At 62.5% G+C, this 14,650-nt stretch carries 13 protein-coding genes; 9 read left to right on the top strand and 4 right to left on the bottom strand.

Annotation, left to right across the window (positions count from 1 at the left end):
• Positions 1-4: 4 nt before the first annotated feature.
• Genes trbF through ABIC78_RS18860 form a run of 4 tightly spaced genes read left to right on the top strand, consistent with a single transcriptional unit; the run spans position 5 to position 3,249 of the window.
• A complete protein-coding gene (gene trbF, locus ABIC78_RS18875; RefSeq protein ID WP_354491349.1) occupies positions 5-835 on the top strand; it encodes a conjugal transfer protein TrbF in 831 nt (276 codons plus the stop codon).
• Positions 832-1,812 (top strand): P-type conjugative transfer protein TrbG, encoded by a 981-nt coding sequence (gene trbG / locus ABIC78_RS18870; RefSeq protein ID WP_354491347.1) that lies wholly within the window; start codon positions 832-834, stop codon positions 1,810-1,812. The genes trbF and trbG overlap by 4 nt, the downstream gene beginning before the upstream one ends.
• Positions 1,809-3,005, top strand: a complete 1,197-nt coding sequence (locus ABIC78_RS18865; protein WP_354491345.1) for a TraB/TrbI/VirB10 family type IV secretion system protein — start codon at positions 1,809-1,811, stop codon at positions 3,003-3,005. Before trbG ends, ABIC78_RS18865 begins: the two co-directional genes overlap by 4 nt.
• Positions 3,006-3,015: 10 nt before the next feature.
• Positions 3,016-3,249: a DUF2274 domain-containing protein gene (locus ABIC78_RS18860; RefSeq protein WP_354491343.1), complete on the top strand. Its 234-nt coding sequence runs from the start codon at positions 3,016-3,018 to the stop codon at positions 3,247-3,249.
• Positions 3,250-3,498: 249 nt separating this feature from the next.
• Here the strand turns inward: ABIC78_RS18860 and ABIC78_RS18855 are convergent, their stop codons facing one another.
• The 4 genes from ABIC78_RS18855 to ABIC78_RS18840 form a co-directional block, all read right to left on the bottom strand.
• The gene (locus ABIC78_RS18855; RefSeq protein ID WP_169042253.1) at positions 3,499-4,479 is read right to left on the bottom strand and encodes an alpha/beta hydrolase; all 981 of its coding nucleotides are present in this window, start codon (positions 4,477-4,479) and stop codon (positions 3,499-3,501) included.
• A 4-nt stretch (positions 4,480-4,483) separates the two neighbouring features.
• A complete protein-coding gene (locus tag ABIC78_RS18850; protein WP_169042252.1) occupies positions 4,484-4,948 on the bottom strand; it encodes a DUF3237 domain-containing protein in 465 nt (154 codons plus the stop codon).
• Positions 4,949-5,074: 126 nt separating this feature from the next.
• Positions 5,075-6,022, bottom strand: coding sequence for a helix-turn-helix transcriptional regulator (locus tag ABIC78_RS18845; RefSeq protein WP_169042251.1), 948 nt, complete (start codon positions 6,020-6,022; stop codon positions 5,075-5,077).
• A gap of 225 nt (positions 6,023-6,247) precedes the next feature.
• A complete protein-coding gene (locus tag ABIC78_RS18840; RefSeq protein WP_354491340.1) occupies positions 6,248-6,601 on the bottom strand; it encodes a hypothetical protein in 354 nt (117 codons plus the stop codon).
• On the opposite strand from ABIC78_RS18840, the gene ABIC78_RS18835 reads away from it, so the two are divergent.
• The 5 genes from ABIC78_RS18835 to ABIC78_RS18815 all read left to right on the top strand — a co-directional run bounded on the left by ABIC78_RS18835 (position 6,588) and on the right by ABIC78_RS18815 (position 14,638).
• On the top strand, positions 6,588-8,765 hold the full coding sequence (locus ABIC78_RS18835; protein WP_354491338.1) for a TonB-dependent receptor: 2,178 nt from the start codon (positions 6,588-6,590) through the stop codon (positions 8,763-8,765). The two genes, ABIC78_RS18840 and ABIC78_RS18835, sit on opposite strands and share 14 nt — an antisense overlap.
• A 55-nt stretch (positions 8,766-8,820) precedes the next feature.
• Positions 8,821-10,599 carry an amidohydrolase gene (locus tag ABIC78_RS18830; RefSeq protein WP_354491336.1) on the top strand — a complete coding sequence of 593 codons (1,779 nt, stop codon included), beginning with the start codon at positions 8,821-8,823 and terminating at the stop codon, positions 10,597-10,599.
• Positions 10,580-11,077: a YybH family protein gene (locus ABIC78_RS18825; protein ID WP_354491334.1), complete on the top strand. Its 498-nt coding sequence runs from the start codon at positions 10,580-10,582 to the stop codon at positions 11,075-11,077. The genes ABIC78_RS18830 and ABIC78_RS18825 overlap by 20 nt, the downstream gene beginning before the upstream one ends.
• A 536-nt stretch (positions 11,078-11,613) precedes the next feature.
• Positions 11,614-13,833: a TonB-dependent receptor gene (locus ABIC78_RS18820; protein ID WP_354491332.1), complete on the top strand. Its 2,220-nt coding sequence runs from the start codon at positions 11,614-11,616 to the stop codon at positions 13,831-13,833.
• A gap of 19 nt (positions 13,834-13,852) precedes the next feature.
• A complete protein-coding gene (locus ABIC78_RS18815; RefSeq protein WP_169042213.1) occupies positions 13,853-14,638 on the top strand; it encodes an SDR family NAD(P)-dependent oxidoreductase in 786 nt (261 codons plus the stop codon).
• The last annotated feature ends 12 nt before the right edge of the window (positions 14,639-14,650 follow it).

The raw sequence follows: 14,650 nt of genomic DNA, 5'->3' as shown, positions 1-14,650 counted from the left end.
CCCGATGCTTTCGCATTCGAACTTGTTCCGGCGCGCCGTGCAGCGATACGGCCATAACCCCGAGCCCGAGACACCCTATCAACGGGCTGGCCAGCTCTGGGATGAACGCATCGGCGCGGCCCGCGTCCAGGCCCGCAACTGGCGGCTGATGGCTTTTGGCTGCCTGGGACTTGCCACCGTGCTGTCGGGCGGCCTGCTCTGGCAGTCGCTGCAAAGCCGTATCGTGCCCTATGTGGTCGAGGTCGACAAGCTGGGTGAAGCGCGCGCGGTCCAGCCCGCCGACAAGGATTACCAGCCGACCGACAGCCAGGTGGCCTGGTTCCTTTCCCGGTTCATCGAGCATGTCCGGTCGGTCTCGCTCGATCCGGTGCTGATGCGGCAGGACTGGCTTTCCGCGTATGATTTCACGACGAAGCGCGGGAGCCTATTCCTTGGCGATTACGCCCGCGCCGCCGATCCGTTCGCTCATATCGGCGAGCGCACCGTCTCGGTGCAGGTCACCAGCGTTGTGCGCGCCTCGGACAAGTCGTTCCAGATCAAGTGGGTCGAGACCGCTTACGAGCGCGGCGCCCAGGCCGGAAGCTCGCATTGGACCGCGATCCTGACCGTGCAGATGGTACCGCCGACAAGCGCCGATACGCTGCGGAAGAACCCTCTCGGCATCTATGTCGACGCCATCGACTGGAGCCGCGAGCTCGAGCCCACCGGTTCGTCACCAGCGACGCCAACCGCCGTCGCGCCAGCACGCACGGCGCTTCCGCCGCCCGCCAGCATTCCCGCCGGATCACCACTCGATCCCACCCTCGGCGCAACAAATCAGGAGACCCAGCCATGAAAATCGCCTTTCTCGCGGCAACGGCCGTGGCCGTCGCGGCTCCCACGCCGCCCCATACCGCGGCGAGCGCCCCGTCCTTGCCGGCCAAGCCAGCGGTGCAGACGGCAGCGGTGGCGACGCTGCCAGGTGCCCCCGTCGTCTCGCCACCACCGAAAGCTATCAAGCCGGCACCGCGTCGTCGGCATATCTCCCCTTCCCCAGCCGAACGGCGTGTCCGCGCCGCCAATCGCGCCGCGACGCTCGAGCCGGCAACCGGCGGCTATCTCAATGCGGCTCAGGTCTTTCCCTACAGCGATGGCGTGATCTACCACGTGCTGACCGCGCCGGGACAAGTCACCGACATCGCGCTCCAGCCTGGCGAAACGCTGGTGGCGGTGGCGGCAGGTGACACCGTGCGCTGGGTGATCGGCGACACCACGTCCGGCGGAAGTGGCAGCAATTCGGGCGAAGCCAAACGCACGCACGTCTTGGTGAAGCCCTTCACGGCCGGGCTCGCCACCAACATCGTCGTGACAACCGATCGCCGGACCTATCATCTGTCACTCACCAGCACGGCGCGCACCGCCATGTCGGCGCTATCCTGGACTTATCCGCAGGACGCGCTGATCGCGCTCAAGGCTGCGGCCGAAGCGGCCCGCGCGACGCAGTCGGTGGCTTCGGGGTTGTCCGTCGACCAGTTGCATTTCGGTTATGCGATCACGGGCGACAAGCCTGGGTGGCGGCCGCTGCGCGCGTTCGATGACGGACGCCAGACGTTCATCGAGTTCCCAGCCAGCCTCGGCGAAAGCGAGGCACCGCCGCTGTTCCTGGTCGACCCCAAGGGCAACGCCCAACTGGTCAACTATCGTGTGCAGGGTCGCTATTACATCGTCGACCGGCTCTTCGATGCGGCAGAGCTGCGCCTCGGGCTCAAGCATCAGGATGTGGTGCGGATCAGCCGGACCGGTGAAGCGACCAGCCTGCGGAGGCCGTCGTGAGCGAGGCGGCGACGACATCGCCTGCCAAGCTCGATCCCGAGAGCCTCGCACTGCGTTCGCGACCGCCGCGCGCGATCCGGTTCAAGCGCAGCGTCATCATCGCCATCGCGGCGGTGGGATCGATCAGCCTCGTGACGGTGACCTGGCTGGCGCTCAAGCCACGCCTGTTCCACGGCGCCTCGGGGCAGGAGGAGATGTCGCAACCCGACCAGCACCATGCCAGCGACACGCTCAACGGCTTGCCGGCAACCTACGGCGATGTGCCACGGCTAGGGCCACCGCTGCCTGGTGATCTCGGCAAACCGATCCTCGATCGCCAGCAACAACTGGCGGCCGACGTCAATCCGAGCGACCAGCAACGCCAGCAGGCCGAGGCCGCCGAGCGCGAGCGGCGGCTCGCCGAAGTGAAAGCCGCGCGCGAGTCCGGCTTGCTGGTGCAGAACCGGCAATCAGCCCCTGCTCCACAGGCAACGACGCCAAGCGTACCTGCCACCGAGAGCACCCAACCCAGTCCGTCGAAACTGGCGCTCGATCCGGTCACCGATCCCAATGCGCAGGGACGCAAGGAAGCGTTCGTCGGGAGCCTCGATCCGCGTGGCGACATCAACCCGCATGTCCTGACGCCACCGCCATCACCATACACCCTGTCGGCCGGCAGCGTGATTGCAGCGAGCTTGATAACCGGCTTGCGCTCCGACCTGCCGGCGCTGGTCACCGCGCAGGTTACCGAGAACACTTATGACAGCGCCACGGGGCGTATCCTGCTCATTCCGCAGGGGGCACGGCTGATCGGCAGCTATGATTCGGTTGTGGCGTTTGGGCAGAGCCGCGCGCTCGTGGTCTGGCAGCGGATCGTCATGCCGGACGGCAGTTCGGTCCGGATCGACAATGTGCCGGCAACCGATCCGTCAGGCTATGCGGGCCTCTCGGACAAAGTCGATCACCACACGTGGTCGCTGCTCAAGGGTGTGGCGGTCTCCACCATGCTCGGGGTGGGTGCTAACCTGACATTCACCGGCGAAAGCGATCTCGTCCAGGCGATCCGGGAATCGACGCAACAGAATGTTTCGCGCGCCGGTGACCAGCTCACGTCGCGCAATCTGCAAATCCAACCCACGATCACGATACGTCCAGGAGCCCCCATCCGGCTTGTCGTGCATCGTGATCTGATCCTGGCACCCTGGAAGCCATAGGAGGCCTTCGATGCCCGAACTCAAGCTGGCCCGCATCCCCGAGCGCACACCGGTGAAACTGACCATCATGGTCATGCCCGACCTGCACCTTGCCCTGACCGATTATGCCCGGATCTACGCGGACACCTATGGCCGCGAGGAGCCTGTCGCCGAGCTGATCCCGGCCATATTATCTGCCTTTCTGGACAGCGATCGCGGCTTCCTCCGTGCCCGCGAAGCCCTTGCGCGCGAGACGTCAAAATGACGCGGTCGTCGGAGGAATGCGATCGGCTGCTCAAGATCGACGAGGTAAAACGCCGCCTGGGCCTCGGCAATACGATGTCGTTCCGGCTGATCAAGCGAGCCGATGTTCAGCATCCTAAAAGCTGTCTCCATCCACCACCGGTTGGAGCGCTCGGCAGAGCATCGCGTGGATAGATCGCGATCCGACTCTGTTACCTGCCCCCCCGGGTTAGAGTTTCCCGGCAAGCGTCATGGTGATGGGCCGGGTGCGTCACCGTGATGCGGGAGCGGCGCTTTTTGCTAAAGCTTTCGTGCGTTCCAGCTTGGCGAATCGCACGAAGTCATCCAGCATTCCGGCTGCGACCTTGCTGCGATGGGCAAGCGTCATGAAATTATGACACATGCCTGGATAGACTTTGTGCGTGACCAGCACGCCTGCGCTGCGCAGTAGCGCGGCATATTCCGCAGAATCGTCGCGCAGCGGGTCGCACTGCGCTGCCGCGATGAATGCGGGTGGCAGGCCGGACATGTCATCACTGAAACGCAAGGGACTTGCCGCAATCATCGCCTCTTCATCGGGGAAATAAGCCTGGTTGAACGATTTCATGACGTCGATGTTGAGGATGGGGCCGGCGCCGAACTGGCGGTGTGAAAGCTTTTGCGCAGCGGTCACGCCGGGAAAATCGAGCACCGGATTGATCAGGCCCTGCCAAAAAAGCGTATCGCCAAGCAAAGCATGGTGTCGCTGTGCCATGAGTGCGGCGAGGTTACCTCCCGCCGAATCCCCCGCGAAAGCGACGCGTGCGCAGACCCCCAATGCGTCGACATTCTTCAAGGCCCAGACCAACGCATCTTCGCACTGCTCCAACGCGACAGGATAGGTATGTTCGGGCGCCAGGGCATAGTCGAGCGAAAGAAACGCCATCTCCGTTCCCAAGCTGAACTCGTGCATGATCTTGTCCAGGCAATCGAGGTCGCCCACCATGAACCCTCCGCCGTGCATATAGAGGACGAGCGGCACCGCAGCAGCGGTGGCAGGGCTATACAACCGCGCGGCCATTTCGCCATGCCGCGTTGGAATGGCCAGATCCGTGGTGACTGCGCGTGCAAGAGGCTCACCCTGATCGGCCAGCAATTGGCAATAGAGCTCGCGAAATTGAGCCGTCGTCAATCCCGGTTTACCCATGACCTCATCGAAACGTGTAGCGTGATACGCAATATCCGGATCCAGAGCGGGAATTTCAAGCGACATTTGTTCAACCAATCTCATAAAAGTGAATGATTATTTCCGACCCAACGAAGCGACCGACTCCAATATGAGCCTTGGTTGAAAGCCATTTATACTTTTCACTACTTGTGAAAAATTGCGGAAGAGTCCGAAAGTATGTTTGATCCAGGCTAGCGCCGCCTTTGGCCGTGATCTCCTCGAAGATCGCTTCATCGGAATGGCCAACTCCGCGGTTGTACACCTCGATCACGACACCATCGTTCGTGAGAACGGGATAGCGCGCATCGAGCCGAAAGATGCCATCGATATTGGTAGACCAGTCGCCACCACCAGGTTGCACGCTCGCCTCGATGTTCGGCCCGATCAACGTGCCTCCACTGACCGGGGTGAACTCACGCAGCACTGGGCCATCTTGCTCCACCATGGCCCGATGACCGATTGCTGCGCACAATTCGGCCACGAAATGCAAGGCGGGCGGATGGAGCGGTTCCACTTTGTATCTCGTCATAGCTTTGGATCGTCCAGCAATTGTCTGCCTGCGATCATAAGTGGCAACGTCAGCTCGTGCTTGCTCCAACCTGCCAATGTCTGGTCTTAGCCCGCCAGGCGGACATCCGGCTCATAAAAGCGGGACCTGGCAGCGTGCTCTGAAATCGCTGGGTGTCGTTCCATATGTCTTGCGGAACATCCGTGAGAAATGGGAGACATCCTTGAAGCCGGTCTCGAACGCGATCTGCGTGATGTTGGCAATGGGCCGGGCCAGGCGTTTGCGGGCAACATCGAGCCGGCACGACCACAGCCAGCGATCCGGCGTGGTCCCATTGCGCGCAAACAGGCGGTAGAGTGAGCGATCGGAAAAGGCGAATTCGCGCGCAATCTCGTGGACGCCAACCCGGGTGACGCCAACATGCGCCATAACCCAATTGCGCATTTCCTCGAGCAACTGCCTTTCGCAATCGAGCGAACTCTGCTGCTGCAGCTCCAATGAGGCTGACAGCAGATCGGACAGAACCTGATAGGCCGTTCTCGCCGTGAAGTGATCGGGTTCGGCCGGCTTGAGCAACAGATCGATCGTACCTGCCAGCAAGCTACTGACGCCCGATCCCTTTCTGATCACGTTGTGCAGCGGGTTGAGACCACGATTCTCCAGAGTCTCCACCACGTGCCGTGGGATGCCGAGCGCCATGAAGCGGCACAGGCCATCGCTTTCCAACGAGCTCTTGAGCGAAGGATCGACGATGACGATCTCGCCAGGTTGCGCCCGAAATTCCATTCCGGCCTCACGGCAAAAGGCAGTTCCGGCTTTCTGCTGGACCAGGAACACCATATCACCCCAGTGCGCATTCAGCGCGCCCGCCTGCCGTTCGATCTTGATTCCGTTCAGATGAGCCGTGAAGGCCAAACCCATGCAGGATTTTCGCCACTCCACGCCGTATGCCGGCTTGCCCACGCCCACTGGGCGCACCCCCACCGGCCCGAACCGCTTTAATATGCGTTGCTCGATGCTGAGCACCCGGGGCCGTTCCAGGTCCAGGACGCTGCTTTCCACGGCATACCGACTTGCCATGCGTCACCCAATCCCGTTGCAATGTTGCTGCTGCAGAATGTGACATCAGTGCGGGTCGGGCAAGCCCCCCGGTGCAACGCAACTGCGGCTAGGACCTCGCTGCCAATCTGTTGCACGTGAGTGCCACCAAAAGCGCTACCACCGTCACTTCAGGGCTCAACCCATGCTAAGATGAGTTTATTAGGCAATTGATATTGAGACTTTTTATTTTGTGATTCCGTTCGTTCAACTACCCCTTGCCGAGAGCTGCAGTTCATTTCCGTCACATTGACTTGCGCCAGCAACGCCCCGCATTTTTGCCCCAGCAGTCGCGACCAACGCCTGCAAGCAACAGAGATTGCATAAAGCAATGAGGGGGGTACTGATGTTCACTCGCAAGCGGCTCTTCACCATTTTGCTCGGCAGCGCTTCAGCCGCAATGCCGGCAAGCGGTGCCTTGGCGCAGCCGGCAAACACCGATAGCGCAGGCCAGTCATCACCAGGACAGACGACCACCGCCGCAACCTCCGGCGCGCCGGGCGAAATCGTGGTTACTGCACAACGGCGCAGCGAAAGCATCCAGAAGGTGCCGATCAGCATCAGCGCCTACACCCAGCAGACCCTGGACCGGCAGGGCGTACGCGACATCCAGGATGTGGTGCGTCTGACTCCGGGGCTGGATTTCAACCGTGGTGGGCCACAGAACCTGACCAACATCTCGATCCGCGGTATCCGCTCCAACGGCGGCGCAAGCACCACGGGGATCTATCTGGACGATGTGCCGATCCAGTCGCGTCGCGTTGGCTACGCCGGGGGATCGCCCTTCCCGGAAACCTTTGACCTCGAGCGAGTGGAAGTGCTGCGCGGGCCGCAGGGCACGCTGTTCGGCGCAGGATCCCAGGGCGGCACGATCCGCTTCATCACGCCACAACCGCCGCTGTCGGGCGAATCTGCCTATGGCCGCGCCGAAGTGAACTCGGTTAAGGGCGGCGGTGTCGGGTTCGAAATGGGCGCCGCCTATGGCGCAGCGCTGGTGGAGGACAAGATCGGCTTTCGCGCCAGCGCGTGGACGCGCCAGTCCGCCGGTTGGGTCGATCGCGCCAATCCACGCACCGGCGCGATCATCAAGCCCGATGCGAATACCGGCGATACCTTCGCTGGCCGGTTTGCCCTCACGCTGGCCCCTGCCGAAACGGTCAAGTTGACCGCATCGATCTATTATCAGCGCCAGCATAGCGATGATACCTCGGCCTATTGGAATATCCTGTCCGATCCGTCGCAAGGCAAGTTCATCAACGGCAACGAGATCGCCGCGCCGACGACCGACAGGTTCTATGTCCCTTCGCTTTCGGCAACCATCGACCTGAGCGACAAGATCGGCCTGATTTCCGTCAGTTCCTACCTTCACCGTGATCAGGACATCGTGGCCGACTATACGCAGTTGCAGCGCGCGATCGTGTTCGGAAACCCCATCCCGCCTGCAGGTGCCGCGGCACCCTCGATGTTCCACAACAGCCAGCGCAGCTTCACGCAGGAAGTGCGCCTGCAATCGACCGCAAGCGGTCAGCGCCTGCGCTGGGTGCTCGGCGCATTCTACCAGAATTCCAAGCAGAACGCGACGCAGTTCGTGCGCGATCCTACGCTTGAAAGCGAATTCCAGGCCGCGACCGGATTGCCGTTTTCCGCCGTGTTCGGCATTCCCGTCCTGCCCGGTGGGCTGATCTACTATCAGGATCCGTTCAAGACCGTCGACAAGCAGATCGCAGGATTTGGCCAGGTTGATTTCGACATTCTCGACAAGCTGACCGCTACGGTGGGTTTGCGCGTGGCCTCTGCCAAGTTCTCGTTCCTGACGAGCGTCGGCGGTCCTTTCGGCGGGGTGCCGTTTACGGATTCCGGCAAGCAAAGCGATTCGCCGGTTACGCCGAAGTTCGGCCTGGAGTATCGATTCAGCCCTTCGAATTCCGTCTATGCCTCGGCAGCCAAGGGTTTCCGCGTCGGCGGCTCCAACGCGCGCCAATTGTCGCCCTGCCAGGCGCAGCTCAATGCGCTAGGCCTGGGCGGAATCAACCCTACCACCTACCAGTCTGACTCGGTGTGGAGTTATGAGGTTGGCAGCAAGAATCAGACCGCTGATCGCCGGCTTACGCTCAATGCCAGCCTGTTTTACGTTAAGTGGAACAATATTCAGCAGTTCGTCACGCTTTCAACCTGCGGCGGCGGCTTCATCGCCAATCTTGGGCGTGCGGAGAACAAGGGTTTCGACCTGCAAGCCGCATTCACGCCGTTCGATGGCCTGAACCTGGGCGCGTCGGTCGGCTACACCAATGGTGAATTCAAGGACACGGTCTATGCCGCTGCTCCGCAGATCGGCGCCTCGGCCGTTTCTGCGGGCGACCGACTGCAGGGTTCACCCTGGCGCATCGCCATCAATGCCGAATACCGGTTCGCTCTGTCGGAACGGAACGAAGCCTATGGCCGCATCGACTACCAGTATGCCAGCCGCGAATCCGATCGCGTTGCGCAGCGTAATCCCGCCAACGGCCTGAACTTCGTGCCATTCTACTATGGTGCGCCGGAAACCCATTTCGTGACGGTGCGTGCCGGCGTGAAGATGAGCGCATTCGACCTCTCAGTGTTTGCCGACAACCTGTTCGATACCAAGACCGCGCTCGATGGCCAGAATCTGGTCGGCTCGCCGCTCACCCGCTTCTCCGGCTTCCGCCCCAGAACGATCGGCCTGACTGCCACGGCGCGGTACTGACGGCATGGCCTGCCGCATTGCGCATCATCCGACACACCAGATGCAGGACCAGACCATGAAGAATGTGCGCCATTCGATACGACGCTTGACACTTGCAATGGCCGCCACTGCGCTCGGCGCGCCCAGCCTGGTTGCGGCAAAAGCCCCTGTGCCCGCCCCTCAGGCGGCCGACCTTGTCCTGCGCAATGGTGCGATCTACCTCGTCGAACCGGAGCGCAAATGGGCACAGGCCTTGGCGGTAAAGGACGGTCGCATCATTGCGCTGGGCACCGACCGCGACATCGCCCGCTTCACCGGCGCAAAGACGCACGTGGTTGATCTTCAGCAGCGCATGGTAATGCCCGGCCTGATCGATGGCCACGTTCACCTGTCCACCGCAGCTGCCGAGCTCCAGATCTACAACTGCGTCTTTTCTGCCTACGGTGATTTTGACGCGGTCATCGCCAGCGTGCGGGCTTGTGCAGCCAAGGTTCCGGCGGGCGAATGGATCCTTGGCCAAAGCTGGGGCAGCGGCCTCTATGGCCGCCTCGCCGATGCAAAGTCGCTCGCACTGCTCGACCAGGCGAGCGGCGATCATCCCGTGATGCTGCGCAATGACAGCATTCACGATCGCTGGGTCAATTCCAGGGCACTGGCGATTGCCGGGATCAGCGCCACTACGCCCGATCCGGAGAATGGCAAGATCGGCCGCGATCCTGGCACTGGGGCGCTCAATGGCCTGCTGCTTGAAAGTGCCACCAGCCTTGTGGAAAGGCATGTTCCCGCGCTTGTTACAAAAACGGATGTCGAACAGGAAGCAGACGCGCTGCAGGTTGGGGTGCGCTATCTCAATTCCCGGGGCGTGACGGGGTTCGACGATGCCGGTGTCGTCTTCGGCAACAGCCATTTCTCCGATGCGCGCGCCTACAAGGCGCTGGATCAGCGCGGCACCCTGACCGCCCATGCCGCGCTTTCGATGCTGATCGATCCCGACAAGCCAGACATCGATGAGATTTACAGTCATCGTGCCGAGATCAATTCCGCCACCCTCAGCATGAATTTCGCAAAGATTTTCGTGGATGGCGTGATGGTCAGCCATACGGCGGAATTTCTCGAACCCTACTTGCCGGACGCCGCCCACGGCGCGGATTTTCGCGGCACCACAAAAATGTCTGCCGAACGGTTGGCGCAACTGGTCACCGCCCTTGATGCACGGGGGATCTCGGTCAAGATGCACGTCGCTGGGGATGGCTCGGTCCGCATGGCGCTTGATGCCATCGCCGCCGCGCGCAAGGCCAACGGGGCTGGCGGGCCGATCCACACGCTGGCCCATGCCGGGTATATCGCCGGAAGTGATATCGACCGCGTGCGCCAATTGCATGCGGCAATCGATGCCTCGCCCACGGTGTGGTACCCGGGGCCGATCCTGACTGGCACCGAGGCAGTGATCGGCAAGGAACGCGCAGACCACTACTGGCCGTTCCGCACGTTCGTTGCGCACGGGGTACTGGTGGCGGGTGGGACCGACTGGAAGACGCTACCTGGCGAATTCTCCGACCTGTGGGACGGAATGCAGGGAATGGTCACGCGGCGCAATCCCACCGGCGCGGCGCCTGGCGCTCTCTGGCCGGAACAGGCTGTCGACGTTGGAACGATGATCCGCTTCTACACGCTCAATTCGGCCAAGGCGCTGGGGATCGATCAGCGCACAGGTTCGATCTCGGTCGGCAAGCTTGCTGACTTCGTCGTGCTCGACAAAAACCTGTTCAAAATTCCGGCAGACACCATCGCCAAAACCAACGTGGACATGACCTTCTTCGGCGGGAAACTGGTATATGAACGCGCAAAGAACTGACATCGCAGTCGCAGGCCTGCGCCACGTCACAGCGGGTTTGCTGGCTTTCGGCGGCTGCCTTGTGGCATCGACGCTGGCGATGGCAGCCGCTCCCGACGCAGATCCAGCCGGCCAGGCGACAGCGGAGTGGCTGGCCGCTATCAATCGGGGCGATTATGCGACTGCCGCAGCCACGTTCAGCGACGACGCGGCGGTGATGGGCCCGGCGGGGCCAATCTGGTTCGGCCCGGCCGAAGTCGCACAGAGCATTGCGTACTTGACGAAAAGCCCTGGCTTCCATGTGGATTTCACCCCGGAGAGGTCGGGTCTGTCACGCGACGGCGAGATCGGATTTGTTGTTGGGCACAGCGCTATCAACGCGCCCGGCCCGGGCACGACGCGCCACGTCACCAGGCAGCGACTGCTGCTGATCTGGCGAAAAGATGCCGCCGGCCAGTGGAAGTGCCTGTTCGACGTGGTGCTGGGCCGCCCAGACTAGGGCAACAGCGCCTGAACGCAATACCCGCGTGGGCACGCGCAATTTCTGTAAGCACGGCAATTTCTGTAAGCACGACAGGCGAATCGCTTTGCCTGGGCGCGCCGGCTCCCTGTTCCAGCAAGCGGTCGTGCTTGCAGGCCATTCTTGACTGTCCTTCGCCTCCTGTCCTGCGCTTGCCGTAGCGACGGAGGCGTCTTCATAAGTGAAGCAGGCGCTTTGCCATCGCGAAAAAGGCTTGGAATAGCGCCGTTCTAACCGCTCCCATGCCATCGGCCACGCCCTTCTGCGCGAGGCGCGCAGCGCCCGTCATCGGCACGTACCACCCCTGCAAGCTGCGACCGATGCAGCGATAGCGCGCGATCTCCACCGCGCCAAATTTCGACTACAGTCGGGTTTTGGCGTATGATATGCGGTGGTGGAGGGTGGATAGCAGCATTTTGGCTCTTTACAAATCGACGACAGTCTGGCGTTATCCGACCGGTCGGACAATTTAGAAAAGGCCTCAACGGCCGTCCATGGGGGATTTCATGTTGGTAATGGCAATCCGTTCCCGGCGCCTGTCGAGCGCCCTTCTGGCTTCCGGTTTCATCGCGGCACCAGCCCTTGCCCAGGCGGCGCCAGACGCTGTGGCCGCCCATGCCGGCGATAGCGGCGAGATCGTCGTCACCGCGCAAAAGCGCGAGCAGTCGGTCCAGAACACCAGCCTGGCCGTCACCGCCCTGGGCGGGGCCGCGCTGGCATCGGTCGGCCGCCAGGACGTGACTGCCCTGGCCGGCCAGGTCCCCAGCCTCCAGGTCAACCAGTACAGCCCCACGATCACCGTCTTCAATATCCGCGGCGTCTCGCAAAACGACTTTGCCGATTCCCAGGAAGCACCGATCGCCTTCTACAACGACGAAGTCTATGTCGGTGCGCTCGGCGCGATCAGCGGGCAGACCTTCGATCTCCAGCGCGTGGAGATCCTGCGCGGGCCGCAGGGCACCCTGTTCGGTCGCAATGCTACCGGTGGCCTGGTCCAGATCGTCACTGCCAAGCCGACCCGCCAGTTCGAGGGCTTCGGCACGCTGACCATCGGCAGCTATGGCCAGGTCGCCACCGAAGGCGCGGTCAGCGGCCCGCTGAGCGATCATGTCCGCGCCCGCCTGGCGTTCACCAGCAACTATCACGGCGGCTACATCAAGAATGATATCGGCCCCAACCGCGGCGGCAGCAAGTTCTACGGCGGCCGCTTCCAGATCGAGAGCGATGTCGGCGAACAGGGCACCTTGCGCCTCAAGGTGCAATACCTGCGCAACGATCACGAGCGCAGCTCGGGCGCCTACAGCCACGTCGCGCTCGGCGTCAACGCCGATGGCCTGGGCTATGCCCTGCCGGCCAATCAGAACTTCTGGGGCACCTGCAACGGCTGCGACGCGGTGGGGTATCGCGATGCCGACGGCAACCCCTTCACCATTTCGTCCAACACCGACCCGCGCTTCGACCGCACCTACTGGAGCGCCACGCTGCGCTACGAGCAGAAGATCGGCGACGTCGACCTCGTCTCGATCACCGACTACCAGAAGCTCAAGAAGAACTACGGCGAGGACTCGGACATCGGGCCGACCTCGGCCTTCAACTATACCACCGCCCAGGATCTCTACCAGCTCTCCCAGGAACTGCACCTCTCGGGCAAGACCTCCCGCCTGCAGTGGCTGGTCGGCGCCTATGGCATGAAAATCCGCACCGACAACGCCTATGTCGCCGACCTGGCCCAGTCACTCAATCTCGTGACCCATTACGGCGGGCGCCAGAATACCGAAAGCCTCGCCGTGTTCGGCCAGGGCGAGTACGAATTCTCGCCGCTGGTCCACTTCATCCTCGGCGCGCGCTACAGCTGGGACTGGAAGGATTACAACTTCGCTCTCACTGCCTTTGACGGCGCCGGGAACAACCAGGGCACCCAGGCCTTCAACCCCACGCTCTACCCCGCGCTCGCCCGCGAGACCTTCGGCAACTATTCGCTCAAGGCCCAGTTCGACATCCGCCCCGCCAACAACGTCCTGCTCTATGCCGGCGTCAACCGCGGCACCAAAAGCGGCGGCTTCGGCGTCCAGGCCTTCCCCGGCTTCGATCCCAGCACCCTGCCCTATGGCCAGGAAGTCCTCACCAACTACGAGGCCGGCTTCAAGACCCAGCCCCTGCCGGGCATGACTTTCAACGGCTCGATCTTCCACTACGACTACAAGAACTACCAGGCCTTCACCATCGTCGGCCTCTCCCAGTTCATCACCAACCGCCCGGCCCGCATCAACGGCGTCGAACTCGAACTCGGTGCCCACCCACTCTCCGGCCTCTCGCTGCAGGCCTTCCTCACCTACCTCGATACCAAGGTGCGCAACATCACCCTGCCCGCAGGGCGCGTTACAGACCGAGTCATGCCCCAGGCACCGCGCTGGAGCATCGGCGGGCGCATCCAGTACCAATTCCCCGTCGGACCAGGCGACATCTCGCTCCAGACCGACTGGAAATACGACGACGTCCAGTACTTCTCCACCTTCAACGCACCCATCGATCGCGAACCGCAGCGCGTCGTCGGCAATGCCCGCGTCGCCTTCAAGACCCGCGACACACACTGGGAAATCGCCGCCTTCGTCAACAACCTCACCGACAAATGGTACCGCGTCTACAACCTCGACCTCTCCGGCGCCCTCGGCCTCGGACAGCAGACCTTCGCTACGCCGCGATGGATCGGCGCTTCCATCTCATACAAATTCTGATCTCGAAAGGAACGCGACGATGCTTGCAAACACCACCATGCTCGTGACCGGCGCGGGAACCGGCATCGGCGCCGCTGTTGTGGCGAGCGCAATCGGGGCAGGCGCCAACGTGGTGCTGATGGGCCGTCGGCGCGCACCGCTGGAGGCTATCGCGGCGCCACATGGCGATCGTGCCGTGGTGGTGGAAGGCGACGCGGCCCGCGGAGAAAGCGTCCGCTCCGCCGTCGCTCTCGCCACTGCACGGTTTGGCGGTCTTGATAGCGTCGTCGCCTGCGCTGGAACGGTCGATGTGGGCCGCGTCGGCGACACCAGCGACGCGGTCTGGCGCGAGCAGTTGAGTACCAATCTTGATACAGCCTTCGTGACAGCGCGCGAATGCATTCCCACGATGATCGCGCGGGGCGGCGGCGCCTTCGTGTTCCTGTCCTCGCTTGCCGGGCTTCAGGCTATCCCGCAATCCGCAGCATACGTCGTTGCCAAGCATGCGATCATCGGCCTCGCCCGGTCTATCGCGGTGGATTACGGCGCTGAGGGCATTCGGGCCAACGCTGTCTGCCCTGGATGGGTGGAGACGCCGATGGCGGATTCCGAGATGCAGGTCGTGGCCGACCGCGATGGGATCACCTTGGCACAGGCCTATGCCCTGATGTCGGCGGACGTACCGGCACGCCGCGCAGCCAAGGCCGAAGAGATTGCCAGCTTATGCTGCTATCTCGCCTCGCCCCGTTCCGCCTTCGTGAACGGTACTTACGTTACCGCCGATGGCGGAGCTTCGGCAGTCTGCGTACCCACGCTTCGGGGCTGATCCACTTTTTTC

It is taken from the genome of Novosphingobium sp. 1529, assembly GCF_040544855.1.
Lineage (GTDB): Bacteria > Pseudomonadota > Alphaproteobacteria > Sphingomonadales > Sphingomonadaceae > Novosphingobium > Novosphingobium capsulatum.
Note: the sequence above shows the minus strand (reverse complement) of the source record. Positions and strands in the feature narration are given on the sequence as shown.

Excerpts from the sequence above, each read along its gene's own strand:
- trbF (WP_354491349.1), top strand. The coding sequence starts at position 5 with ATGCTTTCGCATTCGAACTTGTTCCGGCGCGCCGTGCAGCGATACGGC.
- trbG (WP_354491347.1), top strand. The coding sequence starts at position 832 with ATGAAAATCGCCTTTCTCGCGGCAACGGCCGTGGCCGTCGCGGCTCCC.
- ABIC78_RS18860 (WP_354491343.1), top strand. The coding sequence starts at position 3,016 with ATGCCCGAACTCAAGCTGGCCCGCATCCCCGAGCGCACACCGGTGAAA.
- ABIC78_RS18855 (WP_169042253.1), bottom strand. The coding sequence starts at position 4,479 with ATGTCGCTTGAAATTCCCGCTCTGGATCCGGATATTGCGTATCACGCT.
- ABIC78_RS18845 (WP_169042251.1), bottom strand. The coding sequence starts at position 6,022 with ATGGCAAGTCGGTATGCCGTGGAAAGCAGCGTCCTGGACCTGGAACGG.
- ABIC78_RS18840 (WP_354491340.1), bottom strand. The coding sequence starts at position 6,601 with ATGCTGATCGGCACCTTCTGGATGCTTTCGCTGCGCCGTTGTGCAGTA.
- ABIC78_RS18830 (WP_354491336.1), top strand. The coding sequence starts at position 8,821 with ATGAAGAATGTGCGCCATTCGATACGACGCTTGACACTTGCAATGGCC.
- ABIC78_RS18825 (WP_354491334.1), top strand. The coding sequence starts at position 10,580 with ATGAACGCGCAAAGAACTGACATCGCAGTCGCAGGCCTGCGCCACGTC.
- ABIC78_RS18820 (WP_354491332.1), top strand. The coding sequence starts at position 11,614 with ATGGCAATCCGTTCCCGGCGCCTGTCGAGCGCCCTTCTGGCTTCCGGT.
- ABIC78_RS18815 (WP_169042213.1), top strand. The coding sequence starts at position 13,853 with ATGCTTGCAAACACCACCATGCTCGTGACCGGCGCGGGAACCGGCATC.